Below are 16,556 nucleotides of genomic sequence, written 5' to 3' on the forward strand. Positions count from 1 at the left end.
CGGTGGGACGTACGGCAGAGCGGTTCCGGTTCCGGCAGACTGCGAGATGACCGGTCACGATTCAGCTGCGGAGGGGTCCCGTGCGCGTCACGAAGTTCACGCATTCCTGCCTACGGGTCGAAGGCTCGGGGGTACTCGTCGTGGATCCCGGCGAATTCTCCGAGTCGTCCGCATTGGACGGTGCGGACGCCGTGCTCATCACGCACGAGCACGCCGACCACCTGGACGTCGCGGCGGTGACTGCCGCGGTCGCGGCGCGCCCGAATCTGCGGATCTTCGCGCACGAGGCGGTGCTGCCGCTGCTGTCCGGAGTCGCCGAGGCCACGACGTCGGTTGCGGTGGGTGAGGAGTTCCAGGCCGCGGGTTTCCACATCAAGGCGTACGGGGGACAGCACGCGATCATTCACCCGTACGTGCCGGTCTTCGCGAACCTGGGATTCCTGATCACCGGCGACGGCACGAACCTGTACCACCCGGGTGACTCGTTCGCGCTTCCCGACCAGCCGGTGGAGACGCTCTTCGCGCCGCTCAACGCGCCGTGGACGACGATCGCCGGGTCGCTGGAGTTCGTCCGCGCGGTGAAGCCGGGGAGGGCGTTCGCGCTGCACGACGGGCTGCTCAACGAGCGCGGGTCGGCGATCTACGGCAAGCACCTGGAGAGCTATTCCGATACGTCGTACCGGCAGGTCGCGCCCGGCACGGTTCTCGACTGACGTGCCGAGCAGCACCGACAGCGTGGTCCGGCGGCTCTACGAGGAGCCGCCGGAGGGTTTCGTGGCGACCCGCGCCGCCGCGATCGAGGAGGCCCGCCGGGCCGGTGACCGGGAGACGGCCAAGCGTCTCGCCGCGCTGAAGAAGCCGACCGTCGCCGCCTGGGTGGTGAACCTGCTCGCCCGCAAGCGCCCGGAGCTCATCGGCGAGCTGGTCGAGCTGTCCACGGCGCTGCGGGCCGCACAGCGTGACCTGCACGGCGACCAGCTGCGTGAGCTGTCCAACCAGCGCCGGCAGTTCGTGTCGGCTCTGGTGGCCGCCGCGCGCAAGCTCGCCGTGTCGTCCGGTGCGCCGCTGGCGAAGCTGCCCCTCGGTGAGGTGGAGGCGACGCTGACGGCGGCGCTGGCCGATCCGGAGGTCGCCTCGCAGGTGCAGAGCGGGCGGTTGATCCGGGCCGCGACCTACGCCGGGTTCGGCGAGGTGCCGCGGCCGAGGTTGCGACTGGTCACCGACGACACCGACATATCCGAAATATCGGATATTGAGGAGGAGGTGGCGGGCGACGGCGACACTGAGTCGCCGCAGGAACGGGCGGCCGCCGAACAGCGCCGCCGGGAGGCCGACCAGCGCCGCCGCGAGAGCGAGCGCCGGAAGCGTGACCTGGAACGGCAGTTGACCGCCGCCATGGCCGCCGAGCGCCGCGCCGACGCCCAGCTGGAACGGGCCGAGGCAGCCGAGCGCGACGCCGGGCACACGGTCGAGGATCTCGACGCCGAACTGGCCGAACTGGAACGTCGCCGCACCGAGGCGGTGGCCGACGTGGCCCGGCGCAAATCCGCGCGCCGCGCCGCCGAGCGGGAGGCCGCGGCGGCAAGGCGGCAGGTCGGTGATGTACAGGCGGCCCTGGACGATCTCGGCGACTGAGCAATTCGGACGGTCATCGATCGGGGAGCGTTTTCATTCCCCGGTCAAGGAGAGCAGAATCGGGCAGGTGACCCCGGAACAGGCAGCAGCGAACGCCAAAGCGGGACTCGCCACGATCATCGGCGCCTTCGCGGAATCACCGCAGACGCTGCGCCGTGCCCGGCTGCTCGGCCTCTCCGGCTGGGCCTATCACGTCTCGGCGCGGGCCGGCGCCCTCGGCGAGGTGCGGCCGGAGACCGTGGCCGCCGTGCTGGCCTTCATCGCGCCGGAGGCGGTGACCGACGGCTGGGAGGCGACCGCCAAGACGTCCGCACCGGCCGAGGTGGCCACCTGGCACCTGCACGAGCTCTGCACCTGGGGCACCGAACAGCTCGGCGGCTTCCCGCGGCTCACCCGGCTGCTCGAGCTGGGCGGCCGGGTGGTGGACGCGGTGGACCAGGCCGGGCTGCCGCTGTTCGCGGCGTGGCGGGCGATGCCGGTGCCGGACCCCGGTGCGGGCGCCCGGGCCGCGGCGCTGCTGCACCTGCTGCACGAGCACCGGCAGGGCGTGCACGTGATCGCGGTGCGCGCCGGTGGGCTCACCCCGATCGAAGCGATCATCGCGGGGCCGGACGGGGAGACCGGTGCCGTGGCGTTCGGCTGGCAGCCGCCGTACCCGCCGGCCGGGCCGCTGGTGCGCCGGCTCATGTGGGCCGAGGCGGTGGCGAATTCGCTGGCCGGGCAGGCGTACGCGGTGTTGGATCGCAGCGAACGGGTGGAGTTCGCCGGGCTGCTGGAGTCGCTGAGCCACCGGCTGACCCGCTGAGAACAGGAGAGGTGACCCGATGACCCTGACGTTCCGCCGTCCCACCCTCGACGACATGCCCGCCATTCTGGAGATGGTGCACGCGAGCGACATCGCGGCGACGGGCGAGCCCGACTTCACCCTCGACGAGGTGCGTGAGGAGCTGACCGGGCCGAACACGGACATGACCCGGGACAGCTGGCTGGCGCTGGACGAGAGCGGGCGGATCGTCGGTTGGGCGTACCCGCGGAATCCCACCGGCAAGGCGCGCGACTTCGCCGAGGTCTACGTCTGGCCGGGCGCCGGCGAGCCGGCGCAGCGGCCCCTGCTGAGCCTGCTGATGGGCCGGATGACCGAGCGTGCGGCCGCGTTGGGTCACCAGGTCTATGAGGTACGCGCAGCCGCGATCCCCACCGAGAAGGCGTGGATCGACGTCCTGTCCGAGGCCGGCTTCCTCTTCCTCAAGCAGCACGCCCGCATGCAGATGTCGCTGGACGGTGTCGCGCCGGTCCCGCCGGAGCCGCCGGCCGGTGTCACCGTCCGCCCGGTCCGCGAGGAGGACCTGCCGAGCGTCCACGCCGTCATCGAGGAGGCGTTCCAGGACTCCGACCACCCCGCCCTGGCCTACCCGGACTGGCGTGAGCAGTTCGGGGCCGAGACCGGGATCGACCTCGCCGAGTGGTTCGTCGCCGAGGTCGACGGCGTGCCGGCCGGTGCGCTGCAGTCCGGCGGCACGGGCGGCTCCGAGGACAACGACGAGGGCTGGGTGAAGAACCTCGGCGTGCTCCGGCCGTACCGGCGGCGCGGTGTGGGCGAGGCACTGCTGCGCCACGCGTTCGCCGCGTACGCCGCGAAGGGCCGCGCGAAGGCCGGGCTCGGCGTCGACCTGGCGAACCCGACCGACGCCGCCAGCCTCTATCTCAAGGTGGGACTCGAGCCGCTGTACCGGGCGAACGTCTACCGCACGACGGTGCGGTTACGCCTCGGGTGACGCGGTCCGGGTGGGGCGCCGGCGCAGATCCTCGACGTAATCGTCGGGCGCACCCGCCTTCTCGGCCGCGTTGGCGATCTCCGAGAGGTACCACGCGGTCGGCATGCCGCCCTCGTACCCGGCGAAGACGTACACCCAGGCGGACAGCTCACCGTCGAGCGTCGATACACGCACGGTGAGCTTCTGGTACGCCTCGGCGGTCACCCCCTCGACCTCGTCGAGCTGTGCGGCGTCCCACGGGTGGACGTCGTAGACCGAGACGAAGACGCGGTCGCCCGGCGACTCGACGATCGTGGTTACCGCTCCCTCCCAGCCCATTTCTCCCTCACCGGCGAAGGTGAGGCGCCAGCCTTCGATCCACCCCACGCCGACCATCGGCGAGTGCGGACAGTAGGCCCGCATGCGGGCGGGATCCAGGTTCGAGCCATACGCGGCGTAGTGACGCACGGCGACGACGATAGTCGTAGCGGCGGGTGGTGAGAATATGAGACGTGCGTGTCGGCACGCCTAATGGTGTTACTTGCACTTTTTGCTGCGGGAGGTCTTGAGTCGTGAGCCGGATCGTGATCATCGGTGGGGGCCCGGGTGGATACGAGGCCGCCCTCGTCGCCGCCCAGCTCGGCGCGGAGGTCACTCTCGTGGAGGCGGACGGTCCGGGGGGCGCGTGCGTCCTCACCGACTGTGTGCCCTCCAAGACCTTCATCGCCAGTTCCGAGGTGATGACCGGGTACCGCCACAACGAGGGGTTCGGCATCCGCTCGAACGGCCTCGACGGGGTCAGCGTCGACGCCGTCGCCGTGAACGAGCGGGTCAAGCGGCTCGCCCTGGCCCAGTCCGGTGACATCCAGACCAAGCTGGTCAAGGCCGGGGTGGACGTGGTCCGCGGCCGGGCCCGCCTCGGCGAGGACCGCCTCGGCCACACCCACCAGGTGCTGATCACCCCTGAGGGCGGGTCGCGGTACGCGGTGGAGGCCACAACCGTCCTGATCGCGACCGGTGCCACCCCGCGGGTGCTGCCGACCGCCCGGCCCGACGGCGAGCGGATCCTCGACTGGCGCCAGGTGTACGACCTGACCGAACTCCCCGAGCACCTCGTGGTGATCGGCTCCGGTGTGACCGGTGCCGAGTTCGCCAGCGCCTACCTGGCGATGGGCGTGCGGGTGACGCTCGTCTCCAGCCGTGAGCGGGTCATGCCGCACGAGGACGCGGACGCCGCGATGGCCATCGAGCGGGTCTTCCGGGACCGCGGGATGACGATCCTCAGCCAGTCCCGTGGCAAGTCGGTGGTCAACACCGGCACCGGCGTGCAGGTCACCCTCGGCGACGACAGTGTGATCGAGGCCTCACACGCACTGATCGCGGTCGGCGCGATCCCCAACACCGCCGATCTGAGCCTGGCCGAGTACGGCGTGGCCGTCGGCGACGGCGGTTACGTGACCGTGGACCGGGTCTCCCGGACGAACGTGCCGGGCATCTACGCCGCCGGGGACTGCACCGGTGTGCTGCCGCTGGCCAGCGTCGCCGCGATGCAGGGCCGGATCGCGATCTGGCACGCCATGGGCGAGGCGGTGGCGCCGCTGCGGCTGCGGACCGTCTCGGCGAACGTCTTCACCGACCCGGAGCTGGCCACCGTCGGTGTCTCGCAGAACGAGGTGGACTCCGGCCGGACCCCGGCCCGGCAGGTCATGCTGCCGCTGACCGGCAACGCCCGGGCCAAGATGGCCGGCCTGCAGGACGGTTTCGTGAAGCTCTTCTGCCGCCCGGCGACCGGTCAGATCATCGGTGGCGTGGTGGTGGCGCCGAAGGCCAGCGAGCTGATCCTGCCGATCACCATGGCGATCGAGAACAACCTCACCGTGGACCAGCTGGCCCACACGATCACGATTTACCCCTCGCTGTCGGGCTCGATCGCCGAGGCGGCCCGTCAGCTCATGCAGCACGAGATTCAGTAGCGGCGGCGGTCTTCTCGCCCTCTTCGGTGCTCTTGCCGCCGAAGAGGGCCAGGATCCAGCCGGCTGTGCCGAATATCACGGCGGCGGTGGCGGCGATCGCGAACAGCCGCCAGGCGGACTGGGTGATCGCGGTGCCGCCCAGGTGCCCGACCAGGCCGCCGTAGCAGGCCCAGCTCAGCGCGGCGAGGCCGTCGTAGCCGACGAACATCTTGATCGGGTAACCGGTGCGGCCGGCGTGGTAGCCGGAGGCCATCCGGCCGCCCGGCACGAACCGGCAGAGCAGCACCACGAGTGGGCCGGGTTTGCGCAGGCCACGGGTGAACCGTTCGGCCGCGCGGCGGGTCTTGGACTCCTCGGCGTCCTCGTTCCTCGGCGCGAACCGGGCGCGCAGGGCACTCAGCCGCGCTCCGGTGGAGCGGCCCAGGACGAACGCGATCGTGTCGCCGGTGAACATACCCAGAGCACCCACCGCGATGACGATCGCCAGGTCGAGATTTCCGTAGACGGTCAGCGCGCCAGACGTGATCATGATGGCCTGGATGGGCACCACCGGGACCAGGGCGTCGACCGCGAGAAACCCGAACAGGGCCAGGTACGCCCAAGCGGGCGTTGCCAGCACGGTCAACAGTTCGGTCATCAGTCGGTGTCACCTCGCGGCTTCGGGACTCACGGGCATTGTCCGTGGGCGTAGCTGAGAGTGCGCTGTGTTCAGCATCCTCCGTACCGCGCCATCACCGCCGTGATGCCGGACACGCTACGTTGCGACACCGCTCCCGCGCGCTCCCTTTTCATGGCGCGAGGGCCGGCGGGCGTAACGTTGGACTGCCCGCGCCCCGGGATTCCCTCGGGCACCCGGCGACGCGGTCGCGGGCCGCCGGTAGGTCCCGTATCGGCGGCCCGTCCCTGGCAGAGCCCAGGTCAGTCGATGGTGCAGATGACCGTGCCCGCGGTGATGGTGGCGCCGACCTCGGCCGCGAGCCCGGCGACCGTACCGGCCCGGTGAGCCTGCAGCGGCTGCTCCATCTTCATCGCCTCGACCACCACGATCGTGTCGCCCTCGGCGACCTCGTCGCCGTCCTGCACGGCCACCTTGACGATCGTGCCCTGCATCGGGGCGGTCAGTGCGGCGCCGGTGACCGCGGCTGCCGCTCCCGAGCCGGTACGCGACCGGGCCGGTGCTCGTTTCGGTGCGCTTCCCCCCGTACCGGAAAAAAGGCTCTTGGGAAGACGTACCTCGACGCGCCTTCCGCCCACCTCGACCACGACGGTCTCGCGTTCCACCGCCTCGCCGCCCGCAGGGCCGGCGGCGGTGAACGGCTCGACGCCGCCCGCCCACTCCGTCTCGATCCATCGCGTGTGCACGGTGAACGGCTCGCCGGTGAACGCCTCGTCGCGGATGACCGCGCGATGGAACGGCAGCACCGTGGCGATGCCCTCGATCCCCGTCTCGTCCAGCACCCGCCGCGACCGCTCCAGGGCCTCGGCGCGGGTGGCACCGGTCACGATGATCTTCGCCAGCATCGAGTCGAAGTTGCCGCCGATCACGCTGCCGCTCTCCACGCCGGAGTCGACCCGCACGCCCGGACCGGACGGCCAGGTCAGCGTGGTGACGGTGCCCGGCGCCGGCAGGAAGTTACGGCCCGCGTCCTCACCGTTGATCCGGAACTCGATCGCGTGCCCGCGCGGCACCGGGTCCTCCGTGAAGGCCAGGGCCTCGCCCGCCGCGATCCGGAACTGCTCGCGCACCAGGTCGATGCCGGTGGTCTCCTCGCTGACCGGGTGCTCCACCTGCAGCCGCGTGTTGACCTCGAGGAACGAGATGGTCCCGTCCTGACCGACCAGGTACTCCACGGTGCCGGCGCCGTGGTAGCCGACCTCGCGGCAGATCGCCTTCGCGCTCTCGTGGATCTTTCCGCGCTGCTCGTCGCTGAGGAACGGCGCGGGCGCCTCCTCGACCAGCTTCTGGTGGCGGCGCTGCAGCGAGCAGTCACGGGTGCCGACCACCACGACGTTGCCGTGCGTGTCCGCCAGGACCTGCGCCTCGACGTGCCGCGGCCGGTCCAGGTAGCGCTCGACGAAGCACTCGCCGCGACCGAAGGCGGCCACCGCCTCCCGGGTCGCGCTCTCGAACAGCGCCGGGATCTCCTCGATCGTCCGGGCCACCTTGAGACCCCGCCCGCCGCCGCCGAAGGCGGCCTTGATGGCCACCGGCAGGCCGTGCTCCCGCGCGAACGCGATGATCTCGGTCGCGTCCGCGACCGGCTCGGGTGTGCCGGGCACGAGCGGCGCTCCGGCGCGCTGGGCGATGTGCCGTGCGGTGACCTTGTCGCCGAGGTCGCGGATCGCCTGCGGAGTGGGGCCGATCCAGGTCAGTCGGGCGTCGATCACGGCCTGAGCGAACTCGGCGTTCTCGGAGAGGAAGCCGTAACCGGGGTGCACGGCGTCGGCGCCGCTGCGGGCCGCGACGTCGAGCAGCTTGTCGATGCGGAGATAGGTGTCGGCGGCGGTCTCGCCGTCCAGCGCGAAGGCCTCGTCGGCCTGGCGCGCGTGTGGTGCGTCCCGGTCGCTGTCGGCGTACACGGCGACGCTGGCGAGGCCGGCGTCCTTGCAGGCCCGGATCACCCGGAGGGCGATCTCGCCACGGTTGGCGATCAATATCTTCCGCACGGCAATGAGCCTAACGCTCGTTCTACTCTTGGGTAGTGTCCGCGACTCGCATGATGATCCTCGGTCTGGTCCAGATGATGCAGCCGGTGCACGGCTATGACGTACGGCGGATGCTCCTCAGCTGGAATGCCGATAAATGGGCCAATGTCCAGCCTGGATCCATCTACCACGGTCTGCGCAAGATGGCCGAGGAGGAACTCCTGCACGAGGTCGCCACCGAGCAGGTGGGCGCCCGCCCGGCCCGGACCAGGTACGAGATCACCACCAAGGGCCGGCACGAGTTCGACTCACTGCTGCGCAACTTCTGGTGGACCCTCTCCACGCCGGCCGACCCGTTCATGGCCGCGTTCTCGTTCCTGCCGTCGCTGTCGCGCGACGAGGCCGCCGCCGCGCTGCGCAGCCGGGCCTCCCAGTTGCGGTCGGCGGTCGACTACCTGAACGTCGCCACCACCGCCGAGTGGGCCAAGGAGAAGCCGGCGTTCGTCGACTGGTTGTGGGAGCTGGGGGTGGTCCGGTCCGAGGCGGAGATCGCCTGGTGCGAGCGGACGGCCGCGCGGATCGAGGCCGGGGAGTCCTATGAGTGAGCTCTTATTAGTCAAGTTTGACTAGTCTCACGCCGAGGGCGTAGGTTGGCGACATGATTGAGACTCGCGAATTGCGCAAGTCCTTCAAGACCCGCCGCGGCCCGGCCGTGGAGGCGGTGCGCGGCATCGATCTGGACGTCGCCGAGGGCGAGATCTTCGGCTTTCTCGGGCCCAACGGGGCCGGCAAGACCACCACCCTGCGCATGCTGGCCACCCTCATCGAGCCGGACGGGGGCCAGGCCACCATCGCCGGCGCCGACCTGCGGCGCGAGCCGGGCGAGGTGCGGCGCCGGATCGGGTATGTGGCACAGGGCGGCGCCACCTGGGACGACTCCACCGCGGTGGAGGAGCTCGTGCTGCAGGCCCGGCTCTACGGGGTGTCGAAGTCCGAGGCGCGCGCCCGGGCCACGCGGGTGCTGGACGCCTTCCAGTTGTCGGAGTATGCGGATCGCAAGGCCAAGACCTACTCGGGTGGGCAGCGCCGCCGGGTGGACATCGCGCTCGGGATCATCCACGAGCCGCGGCTGCTCTTCCTGGACGAGCCGACCACCGGGCTGGATCCGCAGAGCCGGGCGCACATGTGGGACGAGATCCGGCGGCTGCGCGACGAGGGGATGACGGTCTTCATCACCACGCACTACCTGGAGGAGGCCGACGCGCTCTGCGACCGGATCTCGATCATGGATCACGGCGAGATCGTGGCGTCGGGGACGCCGGCGTCGCTCAAGCGGTCTCTCGCCGGCGAGGTTGTTCGCGTGGGGCTTCCCCTGCCGGCCGTCGCTGAAGCCTCGTCGGTTCTGTCCGCTTACAAGGTTGACGTGCTGGAGGACGGCCTTCGGCTGCACGTCGAGGACGGCGCGTCGGCTATTCCCGACATTCTGCGCTTGTTGGATGCTTCGGGTGTTCCGCTGACCGGGATCGAGCTGCACCGGCCCAGCCTCGACGACGTCTTTCTTGCCAAGACCGGCCGATCCCTGCGGGAGAGTGCGGAATGAAGTTCGCGCGCGACACCTGGCTGATCTTCGAGAACCAGATGCGCCTGCTCCTGCGCAACCCGGTCTGGGTGCTGGTCGGGATCTTCCAGCCGGTGATGTACCTGTTGTTGTTCGCACCGCTGCTGCGGCCCGCGCTGCAGGTGGCCACGGACGCCGAGGCGTATGAGATCTTCGTCCCCGGCATGCTGGTCATGCTCGCGATCTTCGGCGGCCTGTTCCAGGGCTTCGGCCTCATCGCGGAGCTGCGGGCCGGCGTCATCGAGCGGTCCCGGGTCACGCCGGTCAGCCGCCTGGCACTGCTGCTCGGCCGCACTCTGCGCGACGTGGTGTCGCTGATCGTCCAGGCGATGATCATCACGCTGCTCGCGGTCCTCTTCGACCTCCGGGTCTTCCTGGGCAACATCCTTCTTGCGTACGTGATGCTGGCGCTGATCGCGCTGATGACGTCGGCGCTCAGTTACGGCGTGGCGTTGCGGGTGCGCAGCGAGGACGCCCTGGCTCCGCTGATGAACACGGTTGCCCAGCCGCTGCTCCTGCTCTCCGGCATCCTGCTGCCGCTGACGTTCGCGCCGGAGTGGCTGCAGAGTGTCGCCCAGTGGAACCCGTTCTCGTGGGCGGTCGACGGGACGCGGGCGCTGTTCCGCGGCGATCTCGGCGCGCCCGAGGTCTGGCAGGGCCTGGCCATCACGGCGGTGCTCGCCGCGCTGGCCGTGGGATGGGCGGCGCGGGAGTTCGCGCGCAGCGTCCGGTGACGTTCTCTTGATAGGCAGCCGTTTGGCTGCCTATTCTGGTGACGTGGATGAGGTGTTCCGTGCGCTCGCCGACCCGGGACGGCGGCACCTGCTCGACAGCCTGAACCAGAAGAACGGCCAGACGCTGCGGGAACTCTGCGACGGCATGGGCATGGCCCGGCAGTCGGTCAGCAAGCATCTGGCGGTGCTGGAGGCGGCCGGGCTGGTGACGGTGACCCGGCGTGGGCGGGAGAAGCTGCATCACCTCAACGCCGAGCCGGTCAACGCGATCGCGGACCGGTGGATCAGCCGCTATCACCGGCCGCGGGTGCGGGCGCTCGCCGGGCTCAAGGCCGCCTTGGAGGGATCGACGATGGGATTCAGCTACACGACGTACATCGCGACGACGCCGGAGAAGCTGTGGGAGGCGCTGACCGATCCGGTGTTCACGAAGCAGTACTGGGGTGTGGAGTTCACCACGGACTGGCGGCCGGGATCGGTGATGTCCTGGACCGAGAGCGGCGTGACGATCGAGGACCCGGAACAGGTGGTGCTGGAGGCGGTGCCGGGGGAGCGGTTGGCGTACACCTGGCACACGTTCACGCCGGAGTTCGCCGCGGCGCACGGGTTCAGCGACGAGTGGCTGGCCTCGGCGGCCGCGGCGACCGGCCGGTCGAAGGTGCTGTTCGAGATCGAGCAGGCCGGTGACGTGGTGAAACTGACCGTCACGCACGACGACTTCGACCCGTCGAACGTCGCCTTCCAGGGGATCGCCGAAGGCTGGACGCAGTTGCTGTCCAGCCTGAAGACGCTGCTGGAGACCGGAGCCGGCCTCAGTTTCGCCACAGCGCGGTGATCGGGACGCCCATCTCGCCGAGCAGGTTGCGCAGCAGCGGCAGCGACAGGCCGATCACGTTGCCCGGGTCACCCTCGATCCGGTCCACGAACGCGCCACCCCGTCCGTCCAGGGTGAACGCACCGGCCACCTGCAGTGGCTCACCCGACGCGACGTAGGCCTCGATCTCCGCGTCGCTCACGTCGGCGAAGTGCACCACCGTGGTGCCGACCGCCTCCGCCTGCAGCCCGCTGACCAGCCCGGTCAGGTGATGCCCGGTGTGCAGCACGCCCGACCTGCCGCGCATCGCCATCCACCGCTTGACGGCCTCCTCGGCGTTCGCCGGCTTGCCGAAGACCTCGTCCTCGAACGCGAGCACCGAGTCGCACCCGAGCACCAGCGCGGCGGGGTCGGCCGGCAGGCTCGCCGCCACCGTGCGCGCCTTCATCCGGGCCAGGGCGAGGCTCGTCGTGTACGCGTCCTCCTGGTCGACGACGCTCTCGTCCACGCCGCTGACGATGACCTCGGCATCGATCCCGGCCCCGGTGAGCAGCGCCCGCCGGGCGGGGCTGGCCGAGGCGAGGATCAGGCGGTACGCGATGTCGGTCTGCACGGGAAAGGAGACTACAAGCCCCGGGGGTGGGAAAGTGCCCGCAAGCGCTATGTTCAGTCCAGTATGCGGACAAATCGCCTGGTGCTGTCCGCTTTTGACCGTGCTGTTTTCGGTCAGGGGATCGGGTCGTGGTGATGTCCTCGGGTGTGATGGAGCCCGCTGCGCCTACCTGTAGCGAGAAAAACGACTCTCGTCGTCAAGCGGCCCTTATCGCGGGCCCGGGGTCGGCCGGGTCCTCGCGTGGCGTCGGGATGACCGGGTCGATGCCCCGCGCGACCGGCCAGGTGGTGTCTCGCCGGAGGGCACCCGGAGCGCTCTCGGTGCGCCGCCGGGTGGGGTTGGCGATCATCGGCGGCTGGCCGATCACCCCACCGACGGGATTGACTGTCTGCCTCGTCGGCGGAGTGGATGCGCGCCCCGCGGTCGGGGCGGCCGGCGCGAGCACGGGCGGGAAGACAAATCCACGTCGCCGAACCGGCCCATCATGGACGGCCTGTCGCCTTTCGGCGCGGCCCTGACCTCTGTTGTCTTTCGCGCCTTCCGTGCCTTTCGCGCTATCCGTTCCTTTCAACCCGGCCTTGTCGGCTGGCCGCGCATGTCCGATGGGCTGCCGCTGTCCGGCCTCGGGCGCGACCGGTCCCGACGGGCGGACCTCGCTCAACCTCGGCCCGGTGGCCCCCGCCCTGACCGGCGGCCGTGACTCCGCGGCGGCCCGGACCATCAGGCCACTTCCCGCTTCCCTGATCGAGGGCGGCCGGAAAGGGCTCGGCTCGACGATCGACACCTTCGCCACAGCCAGCTCGGTGCTCAGCGACGACATGATCTGGCGGGCCTGTTCGGCCAGGTGGGCCTGCCTGCCGGCGGCCACGGGCGGCTGCGGGGGCACGCCTTTCGCTTTGCCGCCGACCAGGTGGTGGAGACGCAGATCAGCACGGTACGCGGCGAGCCGCACCTCATTGGCCGCATGCTCTCGGTGTATCTCCGCCATCGCCCGGCGCGCCGAGTCCAGGGCACCGGTCGCGCCGCTGAGCGCGCGGTGGTTCTCCACCGCCGCCTCGTAGGTCTCCCGCAGACTCGCGAGCAGGAGGTCCAGCCGTTCCAGATAGGCGGCCGCCGCCGGGCTGCGGGCGGGCGGCCAGGCGGTGACGAGGTCCTCCCGGTACCGCCGAACGTGTGAAATGTGCTGCAGCACCAGCTCCGACGACTTCCGCCAGCCGCCGATCAACGTCCGGTGGGCAGCGCCGTCGTGACGCTCGATCATCGACCACATCTCGTCGACACGCAGCGCCCACCAGTCGGTCCCACCGCCGTCACCCATCAGCCCGCCCCGCCGTCGTCGCGCATCCGGCTGTCGCGGTCGGGTGGGAGCCGGTCTGCTGTCGCGGTCGTGCGGAAGCCGGCTTGCACGTCGGTGACCCGGGCGCGGGCGAACGCGTCGGAGCCCCGATATCTCTCGCTCACCTCGTGCGCCGCGTCGGCCAGGCCGTAGGTGCCGTCGGTGAAGTCGCACACGTTCCGCAGGGCGGCCTCCCGTGCCCGCTCGTGGGCCTGGCGGAACTGCCGCAGCTCGGCGAAGCGCTCGTCCGCCTCGGGCAGGGCGCTCACCATCGTGTCGCTCACCGCGAGTGCCCGTGGCGCGTACCCGCGCTCGACGTCCTCCTTCAGCGCGGCGGCGAACTCCTCCATCGCCCGCAGATCGGCCTCAATGTCGCCGTAGTCACGCAGCCAGGCGGGTCCGCGGTCCTCGTCGGGGATCATCCGGGCCTCCCATCGACGAAACGCCGAACAACCTCGGAGAGATTATCCGGTCACGGTGCGTATGTTCGGCCCCTGTGGACAGCGTTATCGAGGCAACGCCGAGGTACGCCACGAGCGCGGGGGCATGCCCGGCCGGGCTGATCGGATCCAGTCGGAGGGCCGCTGAGGGGTGGTTCCGGAATTGACCGAAGTGGATCGAGCTGCCAGGATGGCGGCCAACGCCGCCAGCTCATGATCGTCTAGGCTTCCTCGTACGACGCTGACCAGCGGTTCCTGATTCATCAGCCGAGCGTACGACGGGTTCTGAGAGTTCCGGTGACACGTGTCCCACACTCGGCTGATCAATTCGCGGCCGCTCGACAGAACCAGGTATTTTCTGCGTGATGTCTTCTTCTCCCCCACTCGTTGTCGCTGATCGGTACCGGCTTGTCGCGCCGCTCGGTCAGGGCGGGATGGGGCGTGTCTGGCGGGCGACCGATGTCGTCCTGCACCGGGACGTGGCCATCAAGGAACTCGTGCCGCCACCCGGACTGACGCCGGGCGAGCGGCAGGAGATGCGGGAGCGGTCACTGCGTGAGGCACGCGCGATCGCCCGGCTCAACAACATCAACGTGGTGCGCGTCTTCGACGTCCTGCGTACGGACGCCGACCCCTGGATCGTCATGGAGTACGTGGCGTCCCGGTCGCTGCAGGACACCCTCGCCGCCGACGGTCCGTTCAACCCGATCCGCGCCGCCGAGATCGGTCTCGGCGTGCTGAACGCGCTGCGCGCCGCACACCGGGCCGGCGTCGTCCACCGTGACGTGAAGCCGGGCAACGTGCTGCTCGGCGCCGACGGCCGTGTCGTGCTGACCGATTTCGGTCTCGCCACCGTGCCCGGCGACCCGAACGTGACTCGCACCGGCCTCGTGCTGGGCTCCCCGGCCTACATCGCGCCGGAGCGGGCCCGGGACGGGACAGCGGGACCGGCCGCCGACCTCTGGTCGCTCGGCGCCACCCTGTTCGCCGCGGTGGAGGGACAGTCGCCGTTCGCCCGGCCGTCGGCCATCGCCACGCTGGCCGCCCTGGCCACCGAGAACGTGCCGCCCTCCCGGAACGCGGGCCAGCTCAAGCCGGTGCTCAACGGCCTGCTGCGCAAGGACCCCGCACACCGGATCAACGCGGAGGAGGCGGAGCGCCTGCTCGCCCGCGCCTCCGGCCGCCGCGCCAAAATCACCTTCCCGATGAGCCCGACGATGCGCCGCCCCGGCGTCGGCCGGGAACGCCCGTCGCTGCCCAGCGGCCCCGGCGGGCCGCCGGTACTGCCAGGCTCGGGTTACGCGACCGGCTCCGCGCCGGTCGTGCCCGGCCCACGCCCACCGGTCACCGCCGGCCCGCCGCCGGGCACCGCTGGCCGGTCTCCGGGCACCGCCGGCCCGCCGCCGGGCACGGCTGGCCGGTCTCCGGGCACCGCGGGCCCGCCGCCGGGTAATCGCCCGACGTTCGCGCAGGGCAAGGCCCCGGTGGGCGGTCCGGCACCGGCGGACCCGCCGCGCCCGGGCAACAAACCCCTCGACGCGACGCGGCTCGACACGCCGCCGGTCGCGGACTTCCCGGGCAACCCACCCCAGGCCGGAACGCCGCACCGCGCGACGTCCGCGGTCCCGCAGTCCGGCCCGAAGCCGCCCCTGCCGCCTTCCGCCCCGGTCAGCCCCACCCGAGTCGGCTTCACCGCCGCCGACGTGGCCGCCAACCGCCGCAAGCAGGCCGCCCCCGAACACGAGCGCTCCCTCGCGGCCGCTACCGGCGCCTACCCGGTCGTACCCACCCCGGTCGACTCCGCCCAGGCCACCACGGTGATGCCCGCCGGCACCGTTCCCACCGCCGACGCCACCACCGTGATGCCCGCGAGCCCGGCCCCCACGGCCGAGGCGACCACGGTCATGCCAGCCAGCCCGGCCCCCACGGCCGAGGCGACCACGGTCATGCCGTCCGCCGCCAGGCCGTCCACGGTGAAGCCGGCGACAACCCGGCCGTCCGATGTGAAATCGGACACAGCGCAGCCGGGCCCGGCGACCACGAAGCCGTCCGCCGCCAAGCCAGCCGCCACCGAGCCGGTCGCCGCGAAACCGGCCAAACCCGAGAAGCCCACAGCCACGGGTCCCGAGAAGCCCGAGGCCGGCGAGGTCATCGAGTCCACGGCCGGGCAGACCGATGCGGCAGGGTTCGAGTCGGCCGAGGACTCACAGTCCCAGGCGGAGCGGCCCCAGCCCCAAGCCGAGCAGGTCGATGTCGAGCAGTCCGAGGACCAGCAGTCCGAGGACCAGGTTGCCCAGGACGCGGCGACCGGGGAAACGGCGGATGTCGGCGTTCCGGCTGGGACATCGGAGGACAGCCCGGCAGCGGGAGACCTCGAGCCGGAGAAGCACGGAGCAGCAGCGCTCCCGCCTGAGCAGCCCGCCGCGACGGAGCCGGACTCGGACGCTGCGACGGAGCCGGAGTCGGACACCGCGACGGAACCGGACTCGGACACCGCGACGGAGCCGCAGGCGGGGGCCGCGACGGAGGCCCGGTCCGGAAGCGCGGAGCCGGGGGAAGCGGAGCCGGGGGAAGCGGAGGCTGAGCCGGACAGGGCTGTCGCGGCGTTGACGCCGGGGCGGCGGCCGGCCAGGAAGCCGGACCTGCCCGCCGACAGGACAACGGTGTTGCCGCCGGCTCCGGTTGACGCGGACAAGACCTCCTACGTCGACCGCACCGCGTTCGTGCCACCCCAGCGGCCGGAGGCGGAGGCCGGGGCCGTTCCCAGTTTCGCCCGGCCCACCCGGCCCGCCTGGACGCCGATGCCGCTGCGCACGCCCGGCCGTCGCGCCGGGATCACGATCCTGGGCACCACGCTCACGAAGCGGCAGGCCGCGATCGGCCTCGGCATCGTGCTGACGTTCGTACTGCTGGTCGGCATCATCCTGGTGCAGGCGTTCGGTTCGGACGACGACGCCACGGCCAACCCCGAGCCCACCAAGGCGGCGGTGACC

The 16,556-nt window shown here is 71.1% G+C and carries 16 protein-coding genes and 1 pseudogene; 10 read left to right on the plus strand and 7 right to left on the minus strand.

What is annotated here, in order from left to right; all coding sequences use genetic code 11:
- Window positions 1-80: 80 nt before the first annotated feature.
- The 4 genes from AB0M02_RS01940 to AB0M02_RS01955 all read left to right on the plus strand — a co-directional run bounded on the left by AB0M02_RS01940 (window position 81) and on the right by AB0M02_RS01955 (window position 3,410).
- Window positions 81-713, plus strand: coding sequence for an MBL fold metallo-hydrolase (locus AB0M02_RS01940; protein ID WP_364219926.1), 633 nt, complete (start codon window positions 81-83; stop codon window positions 711-713).
- Window position 714: 1 nt separating this feature from the next.
- Window positions 715-1,635, plus strand: coding sequence for a hypothetical protein (locus AB0M02_RS01945; RefSeq protein ID WP_364219929.1), 921 nt, complete (start codon window positions 715-717; stop codon window positions 1,633-1,635).
- Between the two features lie 67 nt (window positions 1,636-1,702).
- Window positions 1,703-2,440: a hypothetical protein gene (locus tag AB0M02_RS01950; protein WP_364219932.1), complete on the plus strand. Its 738-nt coding sequence runs from the start codon at window positions 1,703-1,705 to the stop codon at window positions 2,438-2,440.
- Between the two features lie 19 nt (window positions 2,441-2,459).
- Window positions 2,460-3,410, plus strand: a complete 951-nt coding sequence (locus AB0M02_RS01955) for a GNAT family N-acetyltransferase (RefSeq protein ID WP_364219935.1) — start codon at window positions 2,460-2,462, stop codon at window positions 3,408-3,410.
- On the opposite strand, the gene AB0M02_RS01960 is transcribed toward AB0M02_RS01955, so the two are convergent.
- Window positions 3,396-3,857 carry a gamma-glutamylcyclotransferase family protein gene (locus AB0M02_RS01960; RefSeq protein ID WP_364219938.1) on the minus strand — a complete coding sequence of 154 codons (462 nt, stop codon included), beginning with the start codon at window positions 3,855-3,857 and terminating at the stop codon, window positions 3,396-3,398. The genes AB0M02_RS01955 and AB0M02_RS01960 overlap by 15 nt on opposite strands.
- 104 nt (window positions 3,858-3,961) lie before the next feature.
- On the opposite strand from AB0M02_RS01960, the gene AB0M02_RS01965 reads away from it, so the two are divergent.
- Complete coding sequence (locus tag AB0M02_RS01965) at window positions 3,962-5,362, plus strand: NAD(P)H-quinone dehydrogenase (RefSeq protein ID WP_364219941.1); 1,401 nt, start codon at window positions 3,962-3,964, stop codon at window positions 5,360-5,362.
- Here the strand turns inward: AB0M02_RS01965 and AB0M02_RS01970 are convergent.
- Entirely contained in the window at window positions 5,340-5,999 is a 660-nt protein-coding gene (locus tag AB0M02_RS01970; protein ID WP_364219944.1) for a DedA family protein, read from the minus strand. The two genes, AB0M02_RS01965 and AB0M02_RS01970, sit on opposite strands and share 23 nt — an antisense overlap.
- Window positions 6,000-6,280: 281 nt before the next feature.
- A complete protein-coding gene (locus tag AB0M02_RS01975) occupies window positions 6,281-8,029 on the minus strand; it encodes a biotin carboxylase N-terminal domain-containing protein (RefSeq protein WP_364219947.1) in 1,749 nt (582 codons plus the stop codon).
- A 35-nt stretch (window positions 8,030-8,064) separates the two neighbouring features.
- Between AB0M02_RS01975 and AB0M02_RS01980 the strand changes: the two genes are divergently transcribed.
- From AB0M02_RS01980 to AB0M02_RS01995, 4 genes are read left to right on the plus strand one after another with little or no spacing between them, the layout of a single operon-like run.
- A complete protein-coding gene (locus tag AB0M02_RS01980; RefSeq protein WP_364219950.1) occupies window positions 8,065-8,613 on the plus strand; it encodes a PadR family transcriptional regulator in 549 nt (182 codons plus the stop codon).
- A gap of 53 nt (window positions 8,614-8,666) precedes the next feature.
- The gene (locus AB0M02_RS01985; protein ID WP_364219953.1) at window positions 8,667-9,608 is read left to right on the plus strand and encodes an ATP-binding cassette domain-containing protein; all 942 of its coding nucleotides are present in this window, start codon (window positions 8,667-8,669) and stop codon (window positions 9,606-9,608) included.
- Entirely contained in the window at window positions 9,605-10,360 is a 756-nt protein-coding gene (locus AB0M02_RS01990) for an ABC transporter permease (protein ID WP_364219955.1), read from the plus strand. The genes AB0M02_RS01985 and AB0M02_RS01990 overlap by 4 nt, the downstream gene beginning before the upstream one ends.
- Before the next feature lie 43 nt (window positions 10,361-10,403).
- Window positions 10,404-11,195: a metalloregulator ArsR/SmtB family transcription factor gene (locus AB0M02_RS01995; RefSeq protein ID WP_364219958.1), complete on the plus strand. Its 792-nt coding sequence runs from the start codon at window positions 10,404-10,406 to the stop codon at window positions 11,193-11,195.
- On the opposite strand, the gene AB0M02_RS02000 is transcribed toward AB0M02_RS01995, so the two are convergent.
- From AB0M02_RS02000 to AB0M02_RS02015, 4 genes are all read right to left on the minus strand, one after another.
- Window positions 11,173-11,787, minus strand: coding sequence for a Maf family protein (locus tag AB0M02_RS02000; RefSeq protein WP_364219961.1), 615 nt, complete (start codon window positions 11,785-11,787; stop codon window positions 11,173-11,175). The two genes, AB0M02_RS01995 and AB0M02_RS02000, sit on opposite strands and share 23 nt — an antisense overlap.
- A 196-nt stretch (window positions 11,788-11,983) precedes the next feature.
- The gene (locus AB0M02_RS02005) at window positions 11,984-13,105 is read right to left on the minus strand and encodes a hypothetical protein (RefSeq protein WP_364219964.1); all 1,122 of its coding nucleotides are present in this window, start codon (window positions 13,103-13,105) and stop codon (window positions 11,984-11,986) included.
- Window positions 13,105-13,545 carry a hypothetical protein gene (locus AB0M02_RS02010; protein ID WP_364219967.1) on the minus strand — a complete coding sequence of 147 codons (441 nt, stop codon included), beginning with the start codon at window positions 13,543-13,545 and terminating at the stop codon, window positions 13,105-13,107. Before AB0M02_RS02010 ends, AB0M02_RS02005 begins: the two co-directional genes overlap by 1 nt.
- Window positions 13,546-13,629: 84 nt before the next feature.
- Window positions 13,630-13,827: an acyl-CoA carboxylase epsilon subunit gene (locus AB0M02_RS02015; protein WP_364219970.1), complete on the minus strand. Its 198-nt coding sequence runs from the start codon at window positions 13,825-13,827 to the stop codon at window positions 13,630-13,632.
- A gap of 101 nt (window positions 13,828-13,928) precedes the next feature.
- Between AB0M02_RS02015 and AB0M02_RS02020 the strand changes: the two are divergent.
- Window positions 13,929-15,524 (plus strand): annotated as a pseudogene (locus AB0M02_RS02020) (protein kinase); the annotation flags it as partial.
- Window positions 15,525-16,556: the final 1,032 nt, after the last annotated feature.

This window comes from Actinoplanes sp. NPDC051861 (assembly GCF_040681145.1).
Classification (GTDB): Bacteria; Actinomycetota; Actinomycetes; order Mycobacteriales; family Micromonosporaceae; genus Actinoplanes.